At 64.0% G+C, this 21595-nt stretch carries 19 protein-coding genes; 8 read left to right on the top strand and 11 right to left on the bottom strand.

Features of this window, described 5'->3' with window-relative positions:
* Positions 1 to 12 precede the first annotated feature (12 nt).
* The 5 genes from ACVT6V_RS19295 to ACVT6V_RS19275 form a co-directional block, all read right to left on the bottom strand.
* On the bottom strand, positions 13 to 1839 hold the full coding sequence (locus tag ACVT6V_RS19295) for an FAD-dependent oxidoreductase (protein ID WP_489895571.1): 1827 nt from the start codon (positions 1837 to 1839) through the stop codon (positions 13 to 15).
* A 7-nt stretch (positions 1840 to 1846) separates the two neighbouring features.
* Complete coding sequence (locus tag ACVT6V_RS19290) at positions 1847 to 3253, bottom strand: MFS transporter (protein ID WP_489895569.1); 1407 nt, start codon at positions 3251 to 3253, stop codon at positions 1847 to 1849.
* 197 nt (positions 3254 to 3450) lie between these two features.
* Positions 3451 to 4563, bottom strand: coding sequence for an alcohol dehydrogenase catalytic domain-containing protein (locus ACVT6V_RS19285; protein ID WP_489895567.1), 1113 nt, complete (start codon positions 4561 to 4563; stop codon positions 3451 to 3453).
* A 44-nt stretch (positions 4564 to 4607) separates the two neighbouring features.
* Positions 4608 to 5225: a cysteine hydrolase family protein gene (locus tag ACVT6V_RS19280; protein ID WP_489900893.1), complete on the bottom strand. Its 618-nt coding sequence runs from the start codon at positions 5223 to 5225 to the stop codon at positions 4608 to 4610.
* A gap of 74 nt (positions 5226 to 5299) precedes the next feature.
* Complete coding sequence (locus ACVT6V_RS19275; RefSeq protein WP_489895565.1) at positions 5300 to 6373, bottom strand: LLM class flavin-dependent oxidoreductase; 1074 nt, start codon at positions 6371 to 6373, stop codon at positions 5300 to 5302.
* Positions 6374 to 6654: 281 nt separating this feature from the next.
* On the opposite strand from ACVT6V_RS19275, the gene ACVT6V_RS19270 reads away from it, so the two are divergent.
* Positions 6655 to 7362 carry a GntR family transcriptional regulator gene (locus tag ACVT6V_RS19270; RefSeq protein WP_489895563.1) on the top strand — a complete coding sequence of 236 codons (708 nt, stop codon included), beginning with the start codon at positions 6655 to 6657 and terminating at the stop codon, positions 7360 to 7362.
* Positions 7363 to 7446: 84 nt separating this feature from the next.
* On the opposite strand, the gene ACVT6V_RS19265 is transcribed toward ACVT6V_RS19270, so the two are convergent.
* Positions 7447 to 8085, bottom strand: a complete 639-nt coding sequence (locus ACVT6V_RS19265; RefSeq protein ID WP_489895561.1) for a LysE family translocator — start codon at positions 8083 to 8085, stop codon at positions 7447 to 7449.
* Between the two features lie 421 nt (positions 8086 to 8506).
* Between ACVT6V_RS19265 and ACVT6V_RS19260 the strand changes: the two genes are divergently transcribed.
* Positions 8507 to 9271 carry a class I SAM-dependent methyltransferase gene (locus tag ACVT6V_RS19260; RefSeq protein ID WP_489895559.1) on the top strand — a complete coding sequence of 255 codons (765 nt, stop codon included), beginning with the start codon at positions 8507 to 8509 and terminating at the stop codon, positions 9269 to 9271.
* A gap of 922 nt (positions 9272 to 10193) precedes the next feature.
* Positions 10194 to 11696, top strand: coding sequence for a protein adenylyltransferase SelO (locus ACVT6V_RS19255; protein ID WP_489895557.1), 1503 nt, complete (start codon positions 10194 to 10196; stop codon positions 11694 to 11696).
* Between the two features lie 43 nt (positions 11697 to 11739).
* On the opposite strand, the gene ACVT6V_RS19250 is transcribed toward ACVT6V_RS19255, so the two are convergent.
* Positions 11740 to 12321, bottom strand: coding sequence for a dihydrofolate reductase family protein (locus ACVT6V_RS19250; RefSeq protein ID WP_489895555.1), 582 nt, complete (start codon positions 12319 to 12321; stop codon positions 11740 to 11742).
* A gap of 537 nt (positions 12322 to 12858) precedes the next feature.
* On the opposite strand from ACVT6V_RS19250, the gene ACVT6V_RS19245 reads away from it, so the two are divergent.
* Together ACVT6V_RS19245 and ACVT6V_RS19240 are read left to right on the top strand one after the other, a co-directional pair.
* Positions 12859 to 13074 carry a PIN domain-containing protein gene (locus ACVT6V_RS19245; protein WP_489895553.1) on the top strand — a complete coding sequence of 72 codons (216 nt, stop codon included), beginning with the start codon at positions 12859 to 12861 and terminating at the stop codon, positions 13072 to 13074.
* 293 nt (positions 13075 to 13367) lie between these two features.
* Positions 13368 to 15044, top strand: coding sequence for a PHA/PHB synthase family protein (locus ACVT6V_RS19240; protein WP_489895551.1), 1677 nt, complete (start codon positions 13368 to 13370; stop codon positions 15042 to 15044).
* 187 nt (positions 15045 to 15231) lie between these two features.
* Here the strand turns inward: ACVT6V_RS19240 and ACVT6V_RS19235 are convergent, their stop codons facing one another.
* The 4 genes from ACVT6V_RS19235 to ACVT6V_RS19220 all read right to left on the bottom strand — a co-directional run bounded on the left by ACVT6V_RS19235 (position 15232) and on the right by ACVT6V_RS19220 (position 18791).
* A complete protein-coding gene (locus ACVT6V_RS19235) occupies positions 15232 to 16659 on the bottom strand; it encodes a carotenoid oxygenase family protein (protein WP_489895549.1) in 1428 nt (475 codons plus the stop codon).
* Between the two features lie 117 nt (positions 16660 to 16776).
* Positions 16777 to 17112: a hypothetical protein gene (locus ACVT6V_RS19230; RefSeq protein ID WP_489895547.1), complete on the bottom strand. Its 336-nt coding sequence runs from the start codon at positions 17110 to 17112 to the stop codon at positions 16777 to 16779.
* A 106-nt stretch (positions 17113 to 17218) separates the two neighbouring features.
* The gene (locus ACVT6V_RS19225; RefSeq protein WP_489895545.1) at positions 17219 to 18154 is read right to left on the bottom strand and encodes an NADP-dependent oxidoreductase; all 936 of its coding nucleotides are present in this window, start codon (positions 18152 to 18154) and stop codon (positions 17219 to 17221) included.
* A gap of 172 nt (positions 18155 to 18326) precedes the next feature.
* A complete protein-coding gene (locus tag ACVT6V_RS19220; RefSeq protein ID WP_489895543.1) occupies positions 18327 to 18791 on the bottom strand; it encodes an SRPBCC family protein in 465 nt (154 codons plus the stop codon).
* A 111-nt stretch (positions 18792 to 18902) separates the two neighbouring features.
* On the opposite strand from ACVT6V_RS19220, the gene ACVT6V_RS19215 reads away from it, so the two are divergent.
* The 3 genes from ACVT6V_RS19215 (at position 18903) to ACVT6V_RS19205 (ending at position 21074) form a co-directional block, all read left to right on the top strand.
* Positions 18903 to 19376 (top strand): SRPBCC family protein, encoded by a 474-nt coding sequence (locus tag ACVT6V_RS19215; RefSeq protein ID WP_489895541.1) that lies wholly within the window; start codon positions 18903 to 18905, stop codon positions 19374 to 19376.
* A 103-nt stretch (positions 19377 to 19479) separates the two neighbouring features.
* Complete coding sequence (locus ACVT6V_RS19210; protein ID WP_489895539.1) at positions 19480 to 20409, top strand: exodeoxyribonuclease III; 930 nt, start codon at positions 19480 to 19482, stop codon at positions 20407 to 20409.
* A gap of 74 nt (positions 20410 to 20483) precedes the next feature.
* Positions 20484 to 21074, top strand: a complete 591-nt coding sequence (locus ACVT6V_RS19205; RefSeq protein ID WP_489895537.1) for a hypothetical protein — start codon at positions 20484 to 20486, stop codon at positions 21072 to 21074.
* Positions 21075 to 21595 lie beyond the last annotated feature (521 nt).

Raw genomic sequence — 21595 nt, 5'->3', positions numbered from 1 at the left:
GCTCAGGAGGGACTACGTAACGGCCAGAGGTGGGTCGACAGTGAGGTGTAGATCCGGAGTGGTGTCGTCGGGGCTGGTACCCAGCACGGCGGTCAGCGCGGTGAACAGGAGCTCGAACGCGTCGTGGTCATCCCAGACCGGGGCGTTGTGTCGCCAGGCGATGTAACCGTCAGGCCGGACGAGAAGAGCTCCGGCCTCGTGGATCTCGCGCACCTTATGCCAAGCGGCGTAGGGGTCTGCGGTACCGGGAGCACCGATGATAACCGTCCGCAGGAATGGCAGGTCAAGCTTCGCCGTGGCGTTGGCCCACGCAGTACCGGCCAGTCCGGTGACCAGGCTGAGTTTGCCTCGGCCGGTGACGTCGAGGGTGGACACTCGTTGTCCTCGGTCGTCGACGAGCCAGGCGTGTGGGATCTTGGCACCCGGACGCGTGGTGGGTTGGACGTGCAGTTGGGGGTCGCGCAGCCACTGCTCTTCACCGGCGTCGCGATCGGGTACCACGGCCGCCGAGGTATAGCGCTGGTTGAGTTCCACGCCTTGTGCGTTGAACTCGTAGTTCTTGACCTCGAGTGCATCGGCCAGTGCGTCTCGCACGGCGACGCCGTCCGGTCCTGGGTCGCGGACCTTTGCCAGTCCGGCGGCCACCGGGTCGTCGGTGCCATCGGTGGCGAAACACGCGTTGAGGGGTCCGTAGTCCTTGCGGGACTGGTTCGCACGGGCGACGATCTGCGCGCCCACCGGCTGGCGTTCGTCGCTGTAGGTGTCAAGCAAACTCGGTGCGGCATAGCCGTTGAGGACAAATGCCAGTTTCCAGGCCAGGTTGAATCCGTCCTGGATGCAGGTGTTCGATCCGAGTCCGCTGCTCGGCGGGTGGCGATGCACGGCGTCGCCGCCACAGAACACCCGACCTTTGGAGTAGGTGGTAGCGACTGCCTGGTTGACGTACCACACCGAGGTCGACTCGATCTCGATCTGCAGGTCCGGGTCTCCGACGAGGGTGCGAACCTTGGCCAGCACGTCGTCAGGCTCGAACGTGGGTTCGCCGTCGGCCATGTCGAATCCCCAGCCGGCGATCCACGTGTCCCACGGGCGGATAGCGCGCAGCAGACCCATACCGATCTCACCGAAACTGCCACCGGGGGTGAGGATCCAGTGCAAGATGCTGGGCCGATGCTCAACATAGCGACTGAGGTCGGCGTGGAAGAGCACATAGGCAGTGGCCGCCCGGGCCATCTCGCCCTCGATTTGCAGGCCGATATCTTCGGCGACCTGCGAACGGGCGCCGTCGGCGCCGACCAGATACTTGGTCCGCATGCTGTATTCGCGTCCGGAGACGTTGTCGACGAGCTGCACGGTTACACCCTGCTCGTCCTGAGTGTGCGAGACGTAATCGGTGTTGAACGTCGCTGTCGCCCCACGCTCGACGGCATTCTTGAACAAGATTGGCTCCATGTAGAGCTGCGGGATGTCGAGCAGACTGCACGGACTGTGCTGGATGTAGTCTCCGACCCGGTCATCGCCGGTCCCCCAGGTACGCAGCCGGGCGATCTCCTCGCCGGCGAGACTGGTGGTGAACAGCGTGTCGCCCATCAGTTCCCATGGAGTGGCGTACTTCTCGGCCTCTTTGTCGACCTGTAGGTCACGCAAGACCTCGACGGCGCGTTGGTTGGTGATATGAGCGCGGGGGGTGTTGGCCAGCCAGTTCCAGCGGTTGACCACGTGCACCCGCACGCCGTAGGTGGCCAGGGCCAGCGCGGTCGCCGACCCCATCGGGCCGGTGCCCACCACGAGTACGTCGGTATCGAAACCGTCGGCCGGTCTGGTGTTCGGAGAATTCATGACGAGATCACTTCTCTGTGGGGAGGGACAGGGCGGGACTTGATGCGGTTGAGCGAGCGGGTAAGGCGGCCTCGGCGTCCGGCAGGCCGGAAGGAGACACCGTGTTGACCTGACGGTCATGTTGAAGTTGGCGGCGGGCGCCGTCACGTCCCCAACCGCCGGGCAGCAGGCACACCGAGACGATCGAGATGAGCGATGCGGCAATCAGATAGGCGACGATCGCCGTGCTGGTCCCGGTGGCCGCGAACAAGGCGGTTGCGATCATCGGGGCGAATGCTGAGCCGAGTACCTGCGACAGGGTGTAACCGATGGACACCCCGCTGTAGCGGACATCGGCACTGAACACCATCGTGAACAGCGATCCCGTGACCCCGGCTGCCGGAGCCATTGCGATGCCGAACACCAGGACTTCGGCGACCATGAACAGCCACGGGTTGCCGGTGTTGATCAGTGCGAAGGCCGGTCCGATCACCACACCCATCGCCACCGCACCGATCAGGTACAGGGTTTTGCGGCCGTAGGTGTCCGAGAGAGCGCCGAACACTGGATAGAGGGCCACCGCGACCACGCCGGCGACGAAGACGCCGAGCAGGGCCTGGGTACGGTCGATCTCGGCGACAGCGGTCCCGTAGGAGACCAGGTATGCCATGCAGATGTAGGCGAAGATGCCTTGACTCAGGTACGTGCCCGCCACCAAGAGAATCTGGCGCCAGTGCCGACGCACGGCCTCGACGATGGGCATCTTCGCCACTGCGGCTTTGTCGCGGACTTTCGCGAAGTCAGGGCTTTCGGTCAACGACAGGCGAATGACCAGGCCGATCCCGATCAGTACGGCACTGAACACGAAGGGAACCCGCCAGCCCCATGACAGGAACTGATCGTCCGGAAGTTGCGCGACCGCGAGGAACGCCAGAGTGGCCAGTGCGGTGCCTGCCGGCGCGCCCATCTGCGAGAAAGAGCCGAAGAAGCCCTTGCGGGCACTCGGTGCGTGTTCAACGGCCATCAATGTGGCACCGCCCCACTCTCCCCCCACCGCCAGGCCCTGCAGCAAGCGCAACACGGTGAGCAGGATGGGGGCAGCGACTCCGATCTGGGCATAGGTGGGCATCAAACCCATCAGCACGGTGGCGGTGCCCATGCCAACCAGCGAGATGACCAGCATCTGTTTGCGGCCTACCCGGTCGCCGAAATGGCCGAAGATCACCCCGCCGAGTGGGCGGGCGAGGAAGCCGACACCGAAGGTCGCAAACGACAGCAATACGCCCACTGCCGGAGAAGTGTTGGGGAAGAATAGTTTCGGGAACACCAGTGCGGCGGCGGTGCCGTAGATGAAGAAGTCGTAGTACTCCACCGTCGTACCGATAAAGCTCGCCATCGCCACCTTCAACGGTGACGAGGATGATGTCGCGGTCATCGGAGATTCCCTACGAGCTGGACGACGCCGTCTGCCTTGACATCGAAAAGAATGTGAGTTGCCATGGTGGCCTTCCTTGATAACTAGCATGCTAGCCGGTTAGTAATCACGCTACGTGCTCGTAATGCGTGATGCAAGTCTCTGACGTGAGGTGAGTGAGACCGGTGCCGCTTCCGCGCTTGGATCGGCGGATGGTGTTAAGGGACGCTGATGAAATTGGTGAAGCCGCCGTGACGCTCAGGGAGTGAGTCCAGGGCCTCGTTGACCTTCTCCAGCGGGAACGGGTGATGCTCGAGCACCGACAGGTCCAAGAGGCCGACGCCGGCGAGCTCGGCCATCTCCTGGGCTTCGGCCGTGCTGAACCAGAGGCTGCCCAGCAGGCTCTGTTGGGCGCACATCATGGCGAACATGTCGACCTCGACTCGCTCCATCATGCCGCCGATGTCGACGGCCACGCCGCCGCGACGCAGCGCGCTCAGCGCTTCAGTGAACGAGGTAACCGCGGCACCCGGGCCGAGGCAGTCGATCACGACGTCGACGCCCTCCCCGTGGTTGTGTTCGCGAACCCATCGGGCGAGTTCGCCGGTCGTGTGGTCGTTGGTGACGACGATCCGCTCGGGTGCGATGGCTTTGACGTCCGCGAGTAGTTCCTCGTTGCGGCCGGTTCCGAAGATGCGGGTCGCACCCAGGGCAAGGGCGTTGAGGCAGGCGCCGAGGCCGAGGGTTCCGGAGATGCCATCGATGAGCACGGTCGATCCCGCGCCGACATCGGCTTTGCGTAGGGCCGAATAGGCGGTGCACAGATAGCCGAAGCGTGCGCCCTCCTCGAATGACACGGAATCCGGCAGTTTCACCAGATTGCGTTGTGGTGCAGTCAGGTACTGGGCGAGTCCCCCGTAGGGATAGGCGTCGAAGAGTTGCTGGCCCCGTTCGCCGAAGGCGAAGTAGCCCATGAAGGTGTAGCTGTCACAGTTCTGGTCGGAGCCCGCGCGACACGCGCGACATGCCCCGCAGCTCAGACCCGGGTTGACATAGACACGGTCGCCCACGGCTACGTCGGTGACGTGGCTGCCCACCGCGCTGACCACGCCAGCCGAGTCGAGGCCGAATACCGCGGGCAGTTGCGGCAGTGGCAGGTACGGGAACCACTCGGCATATGTGGCCAACACGTTGCGCAAGTTGGGCACGACGTTGCAGGCTTTGACCTCGACCCGCACGTCGGTGGCCCGGGGTTCGGGCACCGGCAACGATTCAACGCGCATGGGGGCGTGGTGATCGTGCAGTCGGGCGGCCAGCATCGTTTCGGTCATGCGGACAATCTCCTTATGTCAGTGGGGAACGGTCGCGATCGGGATCAGGTGGACGTAGAGCTATTGGCGTTGAGCGCGGTGACAACCTCGCCGGTGCTCGCGATCTCGGCGAGCAACCCGAGCGAGGCGATGCTGGCGGCATGGGTGGCCTCGTCGGCGGCCGAGCATGCATTCTCGGCGATCACCACGCGATAGCCCAGATCACTGGCGGTGCGTGCTGTTCCCTCCACCGAGAAGTTCGTCGCCACACCGGCGAAGACCACGGTGTCGATGCCTCGCTGCTTGAGTACCTGATCGAGATCGGAGTCCTGGAAGCCTCCGACGCGAGTGTGGGTGACCACGACGTCGCCGGCGGTCGGCGCGACCTGTTCGACTATCGCGGCCAGATCGCTGCCGTCCTTGAGGCAGCCCGACTGCGAAACGATGCCCAGGATCGGTGAATTAACTTGCAGGTCAGAGAAATCCGGCTTCCAGGCGACCCGCGTGTACACGACCGGGCTGCCCGCCGAGCGGAATGTCTCGGCCAACGAGGCAATCGTCGCCAGCACGTCGCGCTCGACGACCTGGCTGTGAAAGAAGTTACTGAATGCACCGTCGGGGCCGACGACGTCGCCCTGTAGGTGTACCGCGAGGAGTGCGGTGGAACGGGGATCGAGGTCAATACTCATGAAAGGTGTCCTGTTCGAGAGTTGTTCGACGTGAACTGAGTTCGAGGAATCGGTAACCGCCGCAGAAGTCAGGCGTGGGCGATGATCGAGTTGCCGATGTTGTCGATGTCGCGGACCGCGGTGAACGGGTTGGACAAGAACACCTGCAAGACATCCACGCCGGCTTCGAGCATCAGGGCGCTCTTTTCGCGCAGCTCGGCCGGCGAGCCGTACAGGCACCAGTAGTCGACGAGTTCCTTGGTGATGATCGGGCGGTGACGCGGATCGAGCCCGCGCAGGTACTTCGCCCACACCTCGAGGTAGTGCGGCTGATCTGCAGCCGTCGGGTCGCCCAGGTACTGCTGGGCGGCAGTTATCGAGGCGTTCACGATCGCATCGCCGAGCTGGTCACGATGCTCGTTCATCAACCCGGCGTTGGTGATACACGAGCTGATCGGGCCGGATCCGAACCCGTTGGTGACACCGTCTTCCCACGTTTCACCCTTGTCCAACTGGTAAAACCACGACAGCGATACCAGCTTCACCGAACCTGGTGAGCGCCCGGCGTCGGCGACGGCTTTGTCGAGTTTGCTTCGGATCAGCTTGATCATGTCGACGTTGGGACCCAGGCAATACACCACGGCGTCGGCATACTTGGCGGCCTCGGCCAACCCGCGGGGGCCGCCCGCGGCCACCCAGATCGGAATGTGGTCAGTGACGTTGTAGAAGCCGCTCTCCTTGTCCAGGAACTCCACCTCACGATCCTGACCGAGCCACTTGTGCACCACCCGACGGCCTGCCATCAACTCGCGCGACACCTCGATCGAATGCGACATTTCAGCGATCGTTGCCGGCCGATTGCCCATCGAACGCAATGCATTGTTGGCGGTTCCGATACCTAGAAATGTGCGACCTGGTGCCAGGGCATTGAGAGTGGCCATCGAGTTCGCCGTCACCGGCGGGATCCGGGTCAAAGGATTGGTGACCATCGTGCCCAGCTGGATCGTCGAGGTCTGCTGCGACGCCAACGCCAGGAACTGATATGGGTCACTGAATAGCAGCGGGCCCTCCCCCACGCCGAAGTGAGTGAACCCGAGGTCCTCGGCCTGTCGCACCATGGCGACCTGATCAATCTTTGCGCAGGTTCCGATGCTGAACTGCATGGCTTCTCCTTCGATAGGTGAAGCGGCTCGACGCCGGAGAACCGAATCAGCGATCGTCCGCGGGTGTATTGACCATCACCCTGAGCGGCGACGGGATTGAACCGCTAGCCTGCGAATCTGGAATGCTAGCGTTCTAGACGACGGTAACTCATAGTGACCGGCACCACAAGTGGCTAGAATGCCAGTTATTCGCCACGCTGACCGATGGTGTACTCGAGGTACGTCACCGAGCCGCTACCGTTGGCGACATCGACCGCTCATCCAGCGAGGAGGCCAGCGCAATGTCCACGCCGCCACACGACCCGACCGCCGCTCGTCTGTCGGGTGCCCGCCTGTCGAGCGTTCTCTACGACGTCCTGAAAACCCGCCTCCTCGAAGGCACGTATGCCGCTGGTGAACGCATCGTCGTCGAGCAGATCCGCCGGGAGTTCGACGTCAGCAAGCAACCCGTCATGGACGCACTACGACGACTGGCTGCTGACCGGCTCGTCGCGATCATCCCCCAGAGCGGCATCGAGGTGATCAGCTACTCTCACCGCGAGGTTGAAGACTTCTACCTCCTCTTTGGTGATTTCGAAGGCACAATCGCCGCCGTGGCCGCGACCAGGCGCACCGATGCCCAGCTCGACGCCCTCAAGCGAGTCTCGGCCGAGGTCGATGCTTTGCTGAGCTCGAACGACCCGAACACTCGGGCCCATGGCTACCGCATCCACAACAGGGAGTTTCACAGGGTCATTCACTCCATGGCCCACTCGCGCATCATGGAAGAAACCAGCCAACGCATGTGGGACTTGTCCGACTTCCTGATCAACACCGGCGGCATCGCCAACCCGTTGTCGAGCGCATTGCCACAGCGTCAATGCGACCATGACGAGATTGCGGCGGCGATCACCGATCGAGATTCGGAGAAGGCGCGCGATGCTATGCGACGACATATCATCGGTACCGTTGAGATCATCGACGGCGAGCGGCATACTGAGTCGGCCTGACCGGAACGCTGCCTCCGCCACCACCCTGCACTGTGGCCAATCATTGTTTCTTCGCGGCAGTCGCGGCCGCATGTGTTTCTCGTGCTACCGCTTGTTACCGGAGAACAGAAGCGCTGCGCTCAGGCCTATCATCAGGCCGCCACCGATGCCTGTCATGCGCGACGTGCGTTGAGGGGACGTGGCGAACCACGCTCTCGCTCCGCCTGCCAAGAGAGCCCAGATCGTATCGATTGCGATGGCGACCAATACGAAGATGATTCCAAGCGCAATCAGTTGGAGTGGCACCTGCGCACGGGATGGGTCGACGAATTGTGGGAGGATTGCAACGAGAAAAACGATCGACTTCGGGTTTGTGACTCCAACGATAAAGCCCTGCAGCAGAAGCCTCTTCTTTGACACAACCGGCGGCTCGTCGTCGCTCACTGCTACCGTTCGGTTCCGGTGTCGAATGGTTTGCACGCCGAGGTATGCCAGGTATCCGGCGCCCAGAAACTTGATGACTGTCAGTGCGACGATGGAGTTTGCGACAATCGCGCCGACCCCTGCGGCGACCGCGATGACCAAAGGAATTTGTCCCAGTCCGTTGCCAAGGACATTCAGCAGACCTCCGCGCCGGCCGTAGGCGAGGGAGCGGCTGATGGTGAACAGAACACTGGGGCATGGAACAGCAATGAGCGCGAGCGACGCTAGGGCGAACGCGGCCGCAGTTGCGACAGTGATCATTCTGCATCTGCTTTCGTTTCGTGCAAGTGAGTGAGGGCAAGCGTATTCCGCTCGCCGGCAAGCACCATGGGCGGCCACCGGTGTCGATCGGTAAGAACAGGAATGCTCGACCGGCCATCCATATGCTCGAACCCGACGTGATTCCCCGTACGACCGTCGTGCAGGCCGGAGTGCTCCCCCGGCGATCAGTCGCGAGGAATGCGCGTCACCGGAGGGTCGCTACGTTGTAGCCGTCCAATCGGCAAGAACGCCTTCCCTTTCGTACGCGTTGTCGTCATGGGCCCAGCGCTCGAGCATCGCTCCCATGCGGAGGTGGCCACGTATCTCCCGCAGTCCTGGTCGCCTCGGTGATGCTCTCCGCACTCGTAGTGCGGTGCGTTCGTTCTGTCCTATTCGGGTGCGCGGGCGTAGCGTGTTCTGCATGAGCTTCGACGTCGCTGCGGAGGCGTATGACCAGTTCATGGGCCGTTATTCGCGGCCACTGGCCGATGCGTTGACCGCTTGGTTACCGCTGGCGCCCGGGCAGCGGGCGCTCGATGTCGGTTGCGGTCCGGGGCAGTGGACCGAAGTGCTGGCCCGTCGGCTCGGTGTTGAGGCAGTCTGCGCGGTGGATCCGTCGCCGTCGTTTGTCGCGGCGTGCCGGGATGCCATACCCGGTGTCGATGTGCGGCAGGCGACGGCGAGCGCACTGCCCTTTCCCGACGACACGTTCGACCTGGCCGGCGCCAGTCTCGTGGTTCATTTCATGCCTGATCCGGTGGCGGGTGTGGTGGAAATGGCTCGGGTGACCCGCCCGGGTGGCTTGGTGGCTGTGACGGTGTGGGACCTTGCCGGTCGCCGCGCCCCTATGGCGCCACTGTGGTCGGCCTTTGCTGAGCAGGACCTTCCGCTACGTGACGAGACTCGCCTACCCGGTGGTGCGACAGGAGATCTGGAGCGGATTTTGGCCGACGGTGGCTTGTGTTGTGTCGAGGTGACCGAGTTCCCGGTCGCCGTCGGCTATCAGGACTTTGAGGAATGGTGGGAGCCATACCAGCATGCCGTCGGACCTATAGGTGAATCAATTGCGGCGCTCGACGACGGCCAACGCCGGCAGCTGCGTGAGGCGTGTGTCGAACGACTGGGCTTGGGCCCCTTCGAGATCCGGGCTGTGGCGTTCGGCGCGTGCGGATCGGTGACCGGCTGATCGTGCCGGCCAGTACATGAAGGTCTAGCTGCTACCGGCGCTACCGGTGGAGAGGACCGCGAGCAGTAGGTCATAGGCGCCGACGTGAAGGGTCTTGATCGCCTCGACGATTTGGATGAGCATGGGGTGCCTTTCTCGATGATGAACGATTGCGCACTTGCATCGGCAGCCCAGCACGTCTCCAAGGGGATTGCACTGCAACATCTTTGATCGACCGAAGCGCACAGTCGGCGGAGACGTACTCGTGCAATCCAGAGCGGAAGAACCCCCGATGGAACATGTTTACCATGGTGAAGTGGGTGAACTGTAAATTGAAATCATTGCTCGAGATCAAGGATTGTTGACCGTTCCTTGCGAAACCACTGCAGAGTTCAATCATGCTGTTCAGCACTCGAATACCCCTCACCCGGACAACGCGTAGGCCGCCTATTTGTAGCTTGCGATTTCGGTGGCGGACAACGACACAAACAGCTACTGAAGGTGCTTGCTCGCGATGCGACCGTCTGACTCGCCGACCTGCACATCGCAGGGGTGCTCAGTGTCAGCGGTAGCGTGTCTGCGCAGGCGTGGTTGCTGTACTGAGCCGCGCACCGCACCAACCTAGGCATTACTCGGCGCAGGGCGCCGACCTGTTCGCCTCCGCAGGAGTTGATTCCACATGAAGCGCGCTCTCGTCATTGCCCTGCTGACCGCAAGTGCTTTGTTTGTCTTCGGTGGAGCACCCGCATCTGGACTCACAGTCACCTGCGAGATCACTACTTCCGGACCCGCGCTGCCGCCGGGCTACCTTTTCTTCGGCAGCCTCGGTCGCGTTCCGCAGATCAGTTTCTAAACGCCGCAACTGGCATGCGTCACCGCTCGTTGCGAACGACAACTCGCGCGGCTGGACCGAACCTCCCAGTCCAGGGTTACCCTCGAACTTGTGCCAGCACCGTCCGACTCCCCCACCCGCACCAGCTCGGCCATCACCGGTCTCGAGCGCACATTTGCCGACCGATTGTCGCCGCTGAGCGTGCCCTGGCGCGGCGCCGAGGTACCCGAGCCGACGCTTCTCGTCGTCAACGAGGAACTCGGCGCCACGTTGGGTCTGGATGTAGCGACCCTGCGGTCCGCCGACGGTGTGGCGATCCTGTCCGGCGCGGCAGCGCCCGCCGACGCGACACCGGTGGCCACCGCGTACGCCGGACATCAATTCGGCGGGTACGCGCCGCTACTCGGCGACGGGCGGGCCCTGCTGCTGGGGGAAATCGTCAACGCCGGCGGACATCGAGTTGACCTGCAGCTCAAAGGTTCCGGGCCGACGCCGTTCTCCCGGGGCGGGGATGGCTTCGCGGTGGTGGCTCCGATGCTGCGCGAGTACCTGGTGAGCGAGGCCATGTACGCGCTGGAAGTTCCGACGACGCGTTCCCTCTCGGTCGTGGCGACCGGACGTGGTGTCCACCGCACGGGGATCGAACCAGGCGCGGTGCTCACCCGGGTCGCGGCCAGCCATCTGCGTGTCGGGACCTTCGAGTACGCGGCCCGCCAGTCCGAGCTTCTCCGGCCACTCGCCGACTATGCGATCGCGCGCCACTATCCCGAGCTCGCCGACCTCCCCGAGGGCGGCGATCGGTACCTCAGGTTCCTGGACGCGGTGCTCGATCGGCAGGCTGCCTTGGTGGCGCAGTGGATGCTGGTCGGCTTCGTCCACGGTGTCATGAACACTGACAACACCACGATCTCCGGCGAGACCATCGACTACGGCCCGTGTGCCTTCATCGATGCCTTCGACCCCTCGGCGGTGTTCAGTTCGATCGATCACGGCGGCCGCTACGCCTTCGGCAATCAGCCGGCCGTCTTGAAATGGAATCTCGCACGCTTCGCCGAGACACTGCTGACCCTCATCGGTGCCGAACCGGACGAGGCGATCGACGCGGCGACCGCAGTCCTGGTCACGTTCGATGATCGTTACACCGGACACCTCGTTGAGGGCCTGCATGCGAAGATCGGACTGGCCGGCGTCGTCGGTGACAGCGACCTGATCGATGATCTGCTGCTCTTGATGAGGGATGACCGCGCAGATTGGACCGGAACCTTCCGCGCGCTCGCCGACGAACTGCGCGGTGACGACTCCCCTCTGGCGGCGCTGATACCGAGTGAGCACAGTGCGCCGTGGCTGGACCGGTGGCACACCGCGCTGGATGGTCTCGGTCGCGACCGTGATCAGACCGCGGACGCGATGGACCGCATCAACCCGCTCTACATTCCACGCAATCACCACCTCGACGCTGCGCTGAGCGCGGCCACACACGGGGATATGGCCCCGTTCGAGCTACTCTTGGCGGCGGTAACTCACCCCTTCGAGCATCGCGGCGAGTGGGAAGCTTTCGCTGCGCCGGCGCCCGAATCGTTCACCAACACATTCCAGACGTTCTGCGGAACGTGATGTTCCCTCGGACGATCAGACGGTGTCGCGGCGTCGACCTGCGTCAGCGGCGTACCCGATAGCGCAGGTGCAGCACCCGGTTACCCGGAATCACCGCGTCGGGATCCTCCAGTAGCTGCTGCGCGTTGACCGACCCGAAGTACCGCTTGCCGGCCCCGAGGACGATGGGTACCACGTCCATGCGCACCTCGTCGACGAGGCCCGCGGTAAACACCTGGCCACCGACCTCGCCCGCGGCAACCTCGACGATCCGGTCACCGGCAAGTTCCTGTGCTGTGGCCACGGCCGTGTCGACGCCGTCGACAAAGTGAAAGGGCGCCTCGAGGTTCCAGTCGTCAGGCGCCGGTCGATGCGTCACGACGACCACGTGGTCGATGCCACTCGGAGGCACCCCGTCCCAGCCATCGGTGATGTCAAAGACGTGGCGGCCGACGATGGTGACCCCGATCTGATCCCAGTACGGTCGAATGTAGTCGTAGGACGTCTGCGACACGTTCAACATGCCACTCCCGTCGAGGGGAACATCGCCGGCGGATAACCACTCGAACAGTGGGCCGGGTTGGTCGTTCTCGTCCGCGATGAAACCGTCGACCGACACCGAGCCGTACATGACTACTGTGCCCATGGGACACTCCTCGAGTTTCGTCGGCTGTCAGCGGTACGTGGCTGCACGCCGGTGCATCGGAGTAGCTGGATCGTGCAAGTCGGACAGTCACCGGTGAACCGCCACCAACCGGACGGTGACTGAGCAGCGTGAAGTGCTCGGTGACACCCACCGCGGCCGCCGCCATGCCCGACCGGGTGTACCGCATGGTCGATGCTTTGCGCACCTCAATCCAGCCCGTGGGCAGTTCCCGATGTCCTCCGACAGTCTAACCGTGTGAATGGGAATGTCCGGGTGGATGGGACTCAATTCAGCGTCTGCGGTAAACCGCAGGTACTACCATGTAGGGAAAGGTCAAAACGACCTCGTACCTCACGGATGACTTGAAGCGGGCCATCGAGCTCGAAGCGTCCCGGCGATCGCTTCCGGAGGCCGAGATCGCGCTTCAGGCATTGCGAAAAATTTTGAGCGGGAACACCCCTCGGCCTCGAGGTGCGTTGTTTCGGGCAATGAACCCATTGCCCGAGCGTGTCGACGATTTGCGGGGGGTTTCGGCGAGTGATCGTCGACACGAGCGCAGTGCTGGCCTACTTCGACGCAGCTGAACCGCAGCATGAGGCCGTCTCGATTTTGATCGATGCATCCGACGAACCCGTGGGACTCGCCGACGCGTCGAACATCGTCTCGGCCGATGTGTACCGGACCAGGACGGTCGCCACTCTCGATCATCGCCACTTCACCGTCCCCAGATCAGCGACGGTTCTCCACCATTGATCGTTCCGTGAACGGGCTGTCGAACATTCGCGACCGATCCGTGGCGAGAATCAGGTTCCTCCTGTTTCACCCGAATTGGCGAGCTGCAGGTCAGAGACTTGCGGTTCGCCACTCCCCTGCTCGCTTCCACTCGCTCGAGGGTTGTCGATGATCGCCCAGCACTGTACGCGGCTTCTTCGAAAGAGTTTGGAGGTGCCGAGGGTCTGGAAACGCCGCAGCTGCCCGGTTGCCGACGGTAGCCTTCACAAGGAGGGCGCAACCCCACGATCAGTACGCCCGAAAGGAAAGTCGCCATGGGCACCGTGACCGAAATAGATTCTCGCACTGAGGAAGCCATTGGTGGAGGCGACGACGTCGGTCTGCCCCCCGGGTCGTCGGAGGTGTGGCGCGCCCTCGCCAGCGCGATGGGACAGGGCAGAGTGGTGGCTCGCACCGGGCTGCGACTCGGAGGTGAGTTGGCAAAGATCACCGTCGGGCGCTCCTCGGTGGCGCCGGCCAAGGGAGATCGACGCTTCGCCGATCCCGCCTGGAAGACAAACCCGGTCTTTCACCGGATCGTGCAGACCTACCTGGCCTCGACGGGCGCGCTGGGTGAGGTTGTCGACGAATGGGCCGATAAGGGTGACAAGCCTGCACGCGGCCAGCAGGCGAAGTTCGCGGCCTCGATACTGACCTCGGCTGTCGCGCCAACCAACTTCCTGGCATCCAATCCGGCCGCGCTCAAGGAAGCGTTCGACACGGCCGGCCTGAGCCTGGCGCGTGGCATCGGTCATTACGTGTCCGACGTGCGGTACAACGGCGGTATGCCGTCGATGATAGAACCCGGTGCGTTCGCCGTTGGTGCCGACCTGGCGCTGACTCCCGGTGCCGTGATCGCCCGTGATGAGATCGCCGAGGTCCTGCAGTACCGACCCACCACCGAGACCGTGCACGAACGGCCGGTACTGGTGGTGCCGCCACCGATCGGTCGCTTTTACTTCTTGGACCTTCGGCCTGGGCGCAGCTTTGTCGAGTACGCGGTCTCGCGGGGTCTGCAGACATTCATGCTGTCGTGGCGTAATCCGCAGGCAGAGCAGAGCGACTGGAACCTCGACACGTACGCCGGGCGGGTGTCACGGGCGATCGACGAAGTCCGTGAGGTCACCGGCAGCGATGACGTCAACCTCATCGGATTCTGCGCGGGTGGTCTGATCACCACCCTGCTGCTCAACCATCTCGCCGCCGAGGGCGATAACCGGGTGAACAGCATTTCGTACGCGGTCACCATGCTTGATTTCGGCCACAGCGAGCAGCTTTCGACCTACCGCTCCTCAGCACTGCTCGCGTTCGCCAAATCCCGCTCGCGCCGCAAGGGACTGATCAGCGCTCGCGACATGGGGAGTGCCTTCACCTGGATGCGTCCGGACGAACTTGTCTTCAACTACGTGGTCAACAACTACCTGATGGGCCGGAAACCACCACCCTTCGACATCCTGGCCTGGAACGCGGACGGCACCAATCTGCCGGGCGCATTGCATCGTCAATTCCTGGACATCTTCAGCGGCAATCTGCTCGCGACCCCAGGAGCTCTCACGGTGCTCGGCACTCCGATCGACCTGTCCCGCATCGAGATACCCACTTTCGTATCCGGGGCGATCGCCGATCATCTCACCGCGTGGAGGGGGTGCTATAGCACCACTCAGTTACTCGGTGGTGACGACATCACATTCGTTCTCAGTTACTCCGGACATATCGCCAGTCTGGTGAATCCGCCTGGAAACCCCAAGGCGCACTATTGGACTGGCAAGCGACCTGGCCCCGACCCGCAAGCGTGGTTCGATGAGGCAACCCGTGAGAAAGGCAGCTGGTGGGAAGTCTGGGCCGATTGGGTAAGCCAGCGAGGTGGCCCGCGGGTGAGTGCCGGCGAGGATCTCGGTAGTTCCTTACACCCGGTACTCGATCCGGCCCCTGGGCGGTATGTCCGCGACTAGATCTAACAGTCGTCGCGGACAGCGACGGCGCTCTGCTCGCATGCCTGGTGGACGCACTTGTAGTTCAACAGTTGCCCATCGCCACCCCGGGGTCACGGCCGCTGTTTGATACAGCGACTCGACCTACCTTGTGTCGCTTCCGGTCTCGTCTCAATTGCCCCGATGCCGCTGATAGCAGATGCGCACCTCAATCCGGCGGCGGAACCGATTCGTCGCTGATCCAATTGCCGTGGAATCCGAACGGAACGCGTTGTGGCAGCGCAACTCGCGCCACGTACCCGCGGCGGTCGAACTCCTGGGCGTCCATCACGACGAACTCGGCCGTGCCAGCCGCGACATCGTGGACGAAGGTGATGAGCCATCCGTCGTCCTCGGTGCCGTCACCCTCCGACCGCGCCACAAAGGCGGGTTCTCCGGCGGCCCGTCCCGGGCCGTGATCGAACACGCGCCGTTCGCCCGTCAGCAGGTCGTGCTTGAGGGTGGGCCAGCCCTGCGAACGGTCGAGGGACGGTGCTGAGCAGTAGCCGTACCGGTGTTCGTGAAGTCCGACCGATCCGCGGTGCACCGGGAACTCGTTTGCCGTGTCGTCGACGACGGAGACGGAGCAGGATCGTCGGCGAGGGTTGACCTCCCAGCGCTCCAGTCGGCTGAGCCCGTCGCCGAACGGTCCGAAGACATCTCGCGCGAACATCTTCTGGTAGTTGCAGACATCGATCACCACAGTGCCGTCATCGCGCTCGAACGCGTTCATGGGGTGGAAGACGTAGCCAAGTGGGATATCGACCCAGACGATGTCGGCTGCGCCGGCTCCCGTGCCGCCGTCCCCGGTGCGTGGCAACAGGCCGATTCGGTTGCCGTAATCGGGATTCCATCGGAACGGAAAACGACCGGTCATGGCCACGTCGATGTCGACGGTGCAGGGCTGGTCGTAGATGATCGTCCAGTGTGGGGTGAGTGACATGTCGTGGAGCATCGTCATACCCGGTAGCGGAATGTCGAGCGTGTGCCGCACTCTCCCATCAACGCCGACGACGACATACTGGACGTGATCCATCCACTGCGCCCACGCGTAGACCATCGTGTGCAACTCGCCGGTGCGCGGATCCCGCTTCGGGTGTGCCGTGAACGCTCCTGGCAGTGTGCCGTAGAAGTCATTGCGACCCAGGGTTTCCAAGTCGTAGTCGAGTTCGACCGGGCAGGCGCCGGCTTCCATCACCGCCCACGTCGTGCCGGCAAAACCGGCAACATTCGTGTTGGGGCCGAGTGGATTTCCGCTCCAGTCGGGGCCGGTGATATCGGGCTGACCGCGGGCGGCGGAAAGCTTCGCCGACCCGACGAAACGGTTGCGGTACCACTCCGCGCGGCCGTCGCGCAGTCGGACGCCGTGCACCATTCCGTCGCCGACGAACCAGTGGTGCGCGCGCAGATCAACAGACCTCAGATCGGCGGGGTTCGGCCCGTTACGGACGTAGCGTCCGTTCAGCTCGGCCGGCAACTCGCCGTCGACCGCAAGGTCGAAGGCGGTGATCTCGTCGGCGACCGGGGCATAGGGGCCGGAGACGTAGTCGGTGACGTCGGCGAACGAGGCGGCGGACCCGGGAACGGCGGTGGACATGGCTGACTCCTCGGCGGAACCGTCACACTCTGGTGACAGACGAGGACGGGCTTGTTTTCCCGGACTTTACTCCGGTGTGAGCTACCCGGCGATGCAGTTGCCAGGGCCACGTCTGCCCTATCGGATCCACGCCCTCGAGACGAGGCCGATCCCGATGTAGCTACCCTGACCACAGTCCACTGCCGCGAACCCGGTCCGGTCGGCGGGTTTGCTGGTGCGGTGGTAGAGAATGCGCACGCCGGTGGTCTCCCCGGTGTTGCGGCCGAGACCGAGGCAGTCCAGCTCCACCACGTATGGCCGCCCGGGCGGGCAGTTGGCGGACACGCCGTGTCGATAGTCGTAGACCGAACATCCCATGGGTGCTGCAGCAGCTTGTGCCGCCGTCACGGCACCCGCACCCGCAACTATTGCCAGCGTGGACAATCCGGCCGCGATTCTTCTGCCGTTACCCACCGTCGGCCCTGCCCATCGTCGAGGTTGTCATGTGACCAGGTGATCGCTCTCCGGCCGATGCGTGTTACCGGCCTGGGGCGGCGGGCGCGACCACGACTTCGTGAACTCACACCCGAACGACGATCTTGCCGCGCACGTGACCCGACGCGCTGCGCTCGTGGGCGGCGGCGGCATCGGCGAGGTCGAACACCTCCGCGATCTCGGGCTTCAGCTTGCCGGCATCGCCGAGGCGGGCGAGTTCGGCGAGGTCGCTGCTGTCGGGGCGGACCCACACGTAGTGGCCGCCGAACTCATCACGGGCCCGGGCATCGGTAATCGAGGCGACCGTGCCGCCGTCGCGCACCACGTCGGGCACCGAGTCGAGCGCGTCACCGCCCACGTAGTCGAGGACCACGTCGACACCGTCTGGGGCGAGCGCGCGCACGCGATCGGCGAGTCCGTCGCCATAGGTCACCGGTTCGGCGCCGAGCCCGCGCAGGAAGTCGTGATTGTTGCCCGAGGCCGTGCCGATCACCCGTGCACCGATTGACCGGGCCACCTGCACCGCGAACGATCCGACACCGCCGGCGGCGGCGTGGACGAGCACCGTGTGGTCCGGCTGCAGGCCGGCCCGGCGAATGGTCTGGTAGGCGGTGAGTCCGGCGAGTGGAACCGCGGCGGCTTCCTCGAACGTCCAGGCAGCCGGCTTACGGGCCAGGGTGCGTACCGGCGCAGCGACGAACTCGGCGAAGGTGCCGCCGGCGACGGTCCCGCCCACGAGATCCTTGCGGACATAGCCGAACACCTCGTCGCCGACCTCGAACTCGGGTGTATCCAGGCCGACCTGCTCGACGATGCCCGCGACGTCCCAGCCGGGGACAGCGGGAAACACGGTGTCCAGCACTTGGTCGAGGTAGCCCCCGCGGACCTTCCAATCCACCGGGTTGACACTGGTCGCTTGCACGCGCACCAAGACGGAGTCGGGCCCCACCTTGGGCGTGGGGAGCTCGGTGAGCGCCAGGACCTCGGGTCCGCCGAAGCGGGAGTACGTGATTGCTCGCATGGTGGCACCAACGGCGCCGCCACCGGATCGATTCCCACTGTGACCGGAACGGCTTTCGGCGTCCGTCATCGGCGAACCGGCCTGCCGACCACTGTGCACAAGGTGTCGCAGATTCGTGCGCGAAAGGCGCAGTTATCGAACGCTTCTCGCCGTCAGGACGTGGGCGGGGCAACTATCCGTTCGCGGCGGCGGCCAAGCGGCCCAGTGTCTCCTCGAGCTGATCTCTGGTCACCAACGGAAACTTCACCTGCGCCAGCAGATCTTTGTCGGTCACCTTGGACCAGTCGTAGGTGTGGCGCACCAGCGTTTTGTCGGGATTCTGCGACTCGAGTTCCCACACCCATTCCCATCCGGGCGGCTCGGTACCGGCCGGCGCGGTCTGCCAGGCCAGCAGCTTGTCCTTGGCGTAACCGGTGACGTGGTTGTCGGTTTGGTAGTCGCCGCCCATGTGCGGGCCGTTCATGTTCATCGTGAATACATCGCCGACGTGCTGAATTCGGTCCGCGTGATCAACCCCGCGGATGAATCCCGAACCATCGAGTTCAGGGTGATGTTCCGGGTTGCTCAACACCTCGAACACCGTGTCGACCGGCAGGTCGATGACACGTTCCACTGTGACGCTCGTTTGTCCACTCATCCCTCCACCGTGCCCAAAGATGTGAGCGTTGGCAACGACGCTCCGACGTGGCGGCCGCCATCGGTGGGCATTCGCTCGTGTGCGAACCGTGGATCTGGCAGGGTCGGTGCAATGACGAATGAACGGTTCGAGGTTGCCCGACAGATTGCCGCACCACCCGCAGCGGTGTTCGACCTTCTCACTCGGCCGGAAGGCCACGTCCAGATCGACAGTTCGGGCATGCTGCAATCGGCCGAGGGCGAGCCGGTGCGCGCCGCCGGCGACACATTCGTCGTTCACATGGATCGCGAGTCGCTGAACGACATCCCGATGGGCAAATACGACGTCACCGTGATCATCACGCAGTACGAACAGGATTCACTCCTCGAGTGGACGATCTCGGGAGCCATTCAACCGCCGATCAAACACATCTATGGCTATCGACTCGAACCCACCGAGGAGGGGACCCGCGCGACGTCGTACTACGACTGGAGCCAGATCGACGGCCGCTACCGCGACATGGACATCTTCCCGATCATCCCCGAAGCAGCGTTGCGTGCGACGCTCGGAATCCTGGCACGGACGGTCGAGAATCCAGCGACATAACCTGGCGGCGCGAGCCTCACGACTGACGTCGTTCGGCGGTATCCCGCAGGATCTGAGAGCCCCTCAATGTTCGGCATTCTATTGAATCCGGCACAGTTTCGGTGTGAGTCCCGCAACCACCGATTCGTTCACGGTCGTTTCTTTCAACGTCAACGGGATCCGGGCGGCGCGACGTCGCGGTTTCGATCGTTGGCTGGCAGCGCGGTCGGCTGATGTCATCGCGATTCAGGAATTGCGTTGTCGCGAGTCCGAGCTCGGTGACTTCCCGGGCTATTCGGTGGCGGCGGATGTCGGATCCGTGGCCGGCCGCAATGGTGTGGCCGTGCTGACACGACTGCCTCCCGTGGCGGTGCGCACGTGGGTGACCGATCCGCCGCGAGCACGCGGGCTCCGCGAGTTCGCCACGCACGGCCGATACATCGAGGTCGACCTCGCCGACAGACCCGTGACGGTCGCATGCCTCTACCTCCCCAAGGGCGGATTGCCCGCGGACCGCCAGCGGTCGGGAGCGATGCGTGACAAGCCGGACGGCGGCGTGAAGTATGCGCGCAAACAGCGGTTCTTGACCTCGTTCACCCGCGAACTGAACCGTAACCGTCTCGTGGCGCTGCGCCAGGGGCGCGAGTTCCTCCTGGTCGGCGACCTCAACATCGCGCACACACAGCACGACGTGACCAACTGGCGTGCCGCTCGGACCATGGACGGTTTCCTGCCCGAAGACCGTGACTGGTTCAGTTCGATCCTGGGCAGCCGTCGGCTCGTCGACGTGGTGAGACGGGTGCATGGAGATCGTCCGGGGCCATTGACGTGGTGGAGTTGGGCGGGACAGTCGTTCACCAAGGATGTGGGCTGGCGCGTGGACCACCAACTCGCCACACCCGATCTCGCTCGCCGCGCGACCGAGGTCGTGGTGGACAAAGAACCGCTCCCGGCCGAGCGCCTGTCCGATCACGCCCCGCTCGTGGTGACCTACCGGGAGCGCACGGCTGACGTCGAGCCCACCGATCTCACACCGGAACACCGGTGTGAGTGAAGCCCCGATTTCGATGTGAAAAGCTTTGTGTCGTACTCTCTTCACCCGTGATCCCCCGCGCTGCCGATGCCCCCATGACCGACGTCACTTCCCGGATATGCGTGTGGTGCTCGTCCGACGACGACGTCGCGGACCTTCGCAATGAACCGCGGTGCGCGCGCTGCCGCACCGCGGAACAAACCATCGCTGCGGCGCGCGAGTTCGTCGGCTACTACGGTCTGCGACCGTTGGGCGGGTCCGTGGAGTCCGACGACGAGGAAGAGCGCGAGCATCGGGTCGCAGCTCGCGAGGCGTCGGCGGAGCTCACCCGGATCCGAACACACACTCCCCCGCGCCGCACATCGCGGTCTGGGCAGCGTTCCCCCGGATCCGCGCCCACCGCCCCGAAGGCCGATGTGAAGGCGGCGACCGGCAGGGCGCAGAAGGCCACGTCGACGGCGACTCGACCGTCGGACATTTCTCGGCCCGACCGAGCCGAGCTCGCGAGCCGGGCCGAGGGCCTGTTGGCGCAGCTCACCGAGATCGAGGACCGACTTGCTGCCGCGCAGAAGGACGCCGGTCTGGGCGGCAAGGCCAAGGTGTCCGAGCTGACCGCGAAACGTGAGTTCGTGCTGCGGACGCTCGCTGCGTTGGAGAAGGCCAAGCGCGCGCTGGAGCCGGCCTGAAGTCGTCGATGTTGTGTCCGACCCATCGGCCGAGATTCGCATCGATCACTTCCCACATCTGCGGCCGTGCGTCAGCACCCGGCATCGCCGAGGCGATGCCGGAGTCGCCCATGTGGACGACGAAATTGCGCCGCGCAATGCTCTAATCTAGGCACCACTCGGCACCGGCGCCGACCATTTCTTCTCATCACGCAGGAGTAGATGTCACATGAAGCGCGCTCTCGCCACTGTCTTGCTGACCGCAAGTGCCTTGTTCGTCTGTGGAGCGGCACCCGCATCCGCACTCACAATCACCTGCGAGCCCGTTGATTCCGGACCCGCTCTGCCTCCGGGCTACTTCTTCTTCGGCAGCCTCGGTTGCATCCCACAGATCAATCTCTGAACGCCGCCAATTGCGACCACCGCGCGTCCCGAACCGCCATCGGTGGGTTTGCTTCCCGCGACGACGGTGTGCCGCGCGTCGACCTGTCTGACGCGTACTCCACCTGGTGATCTGCCAGTGTTCTCATCATCGAATCATT

It is taken from the genome of Gordonia sp. LMA167, from assembly GCF_058130025.1.
The sequence above is the reverse complement of the archived record's forward strand: the minus strand, read 5'-3'. Positions and strand labels throughout refer to the sequence as shown.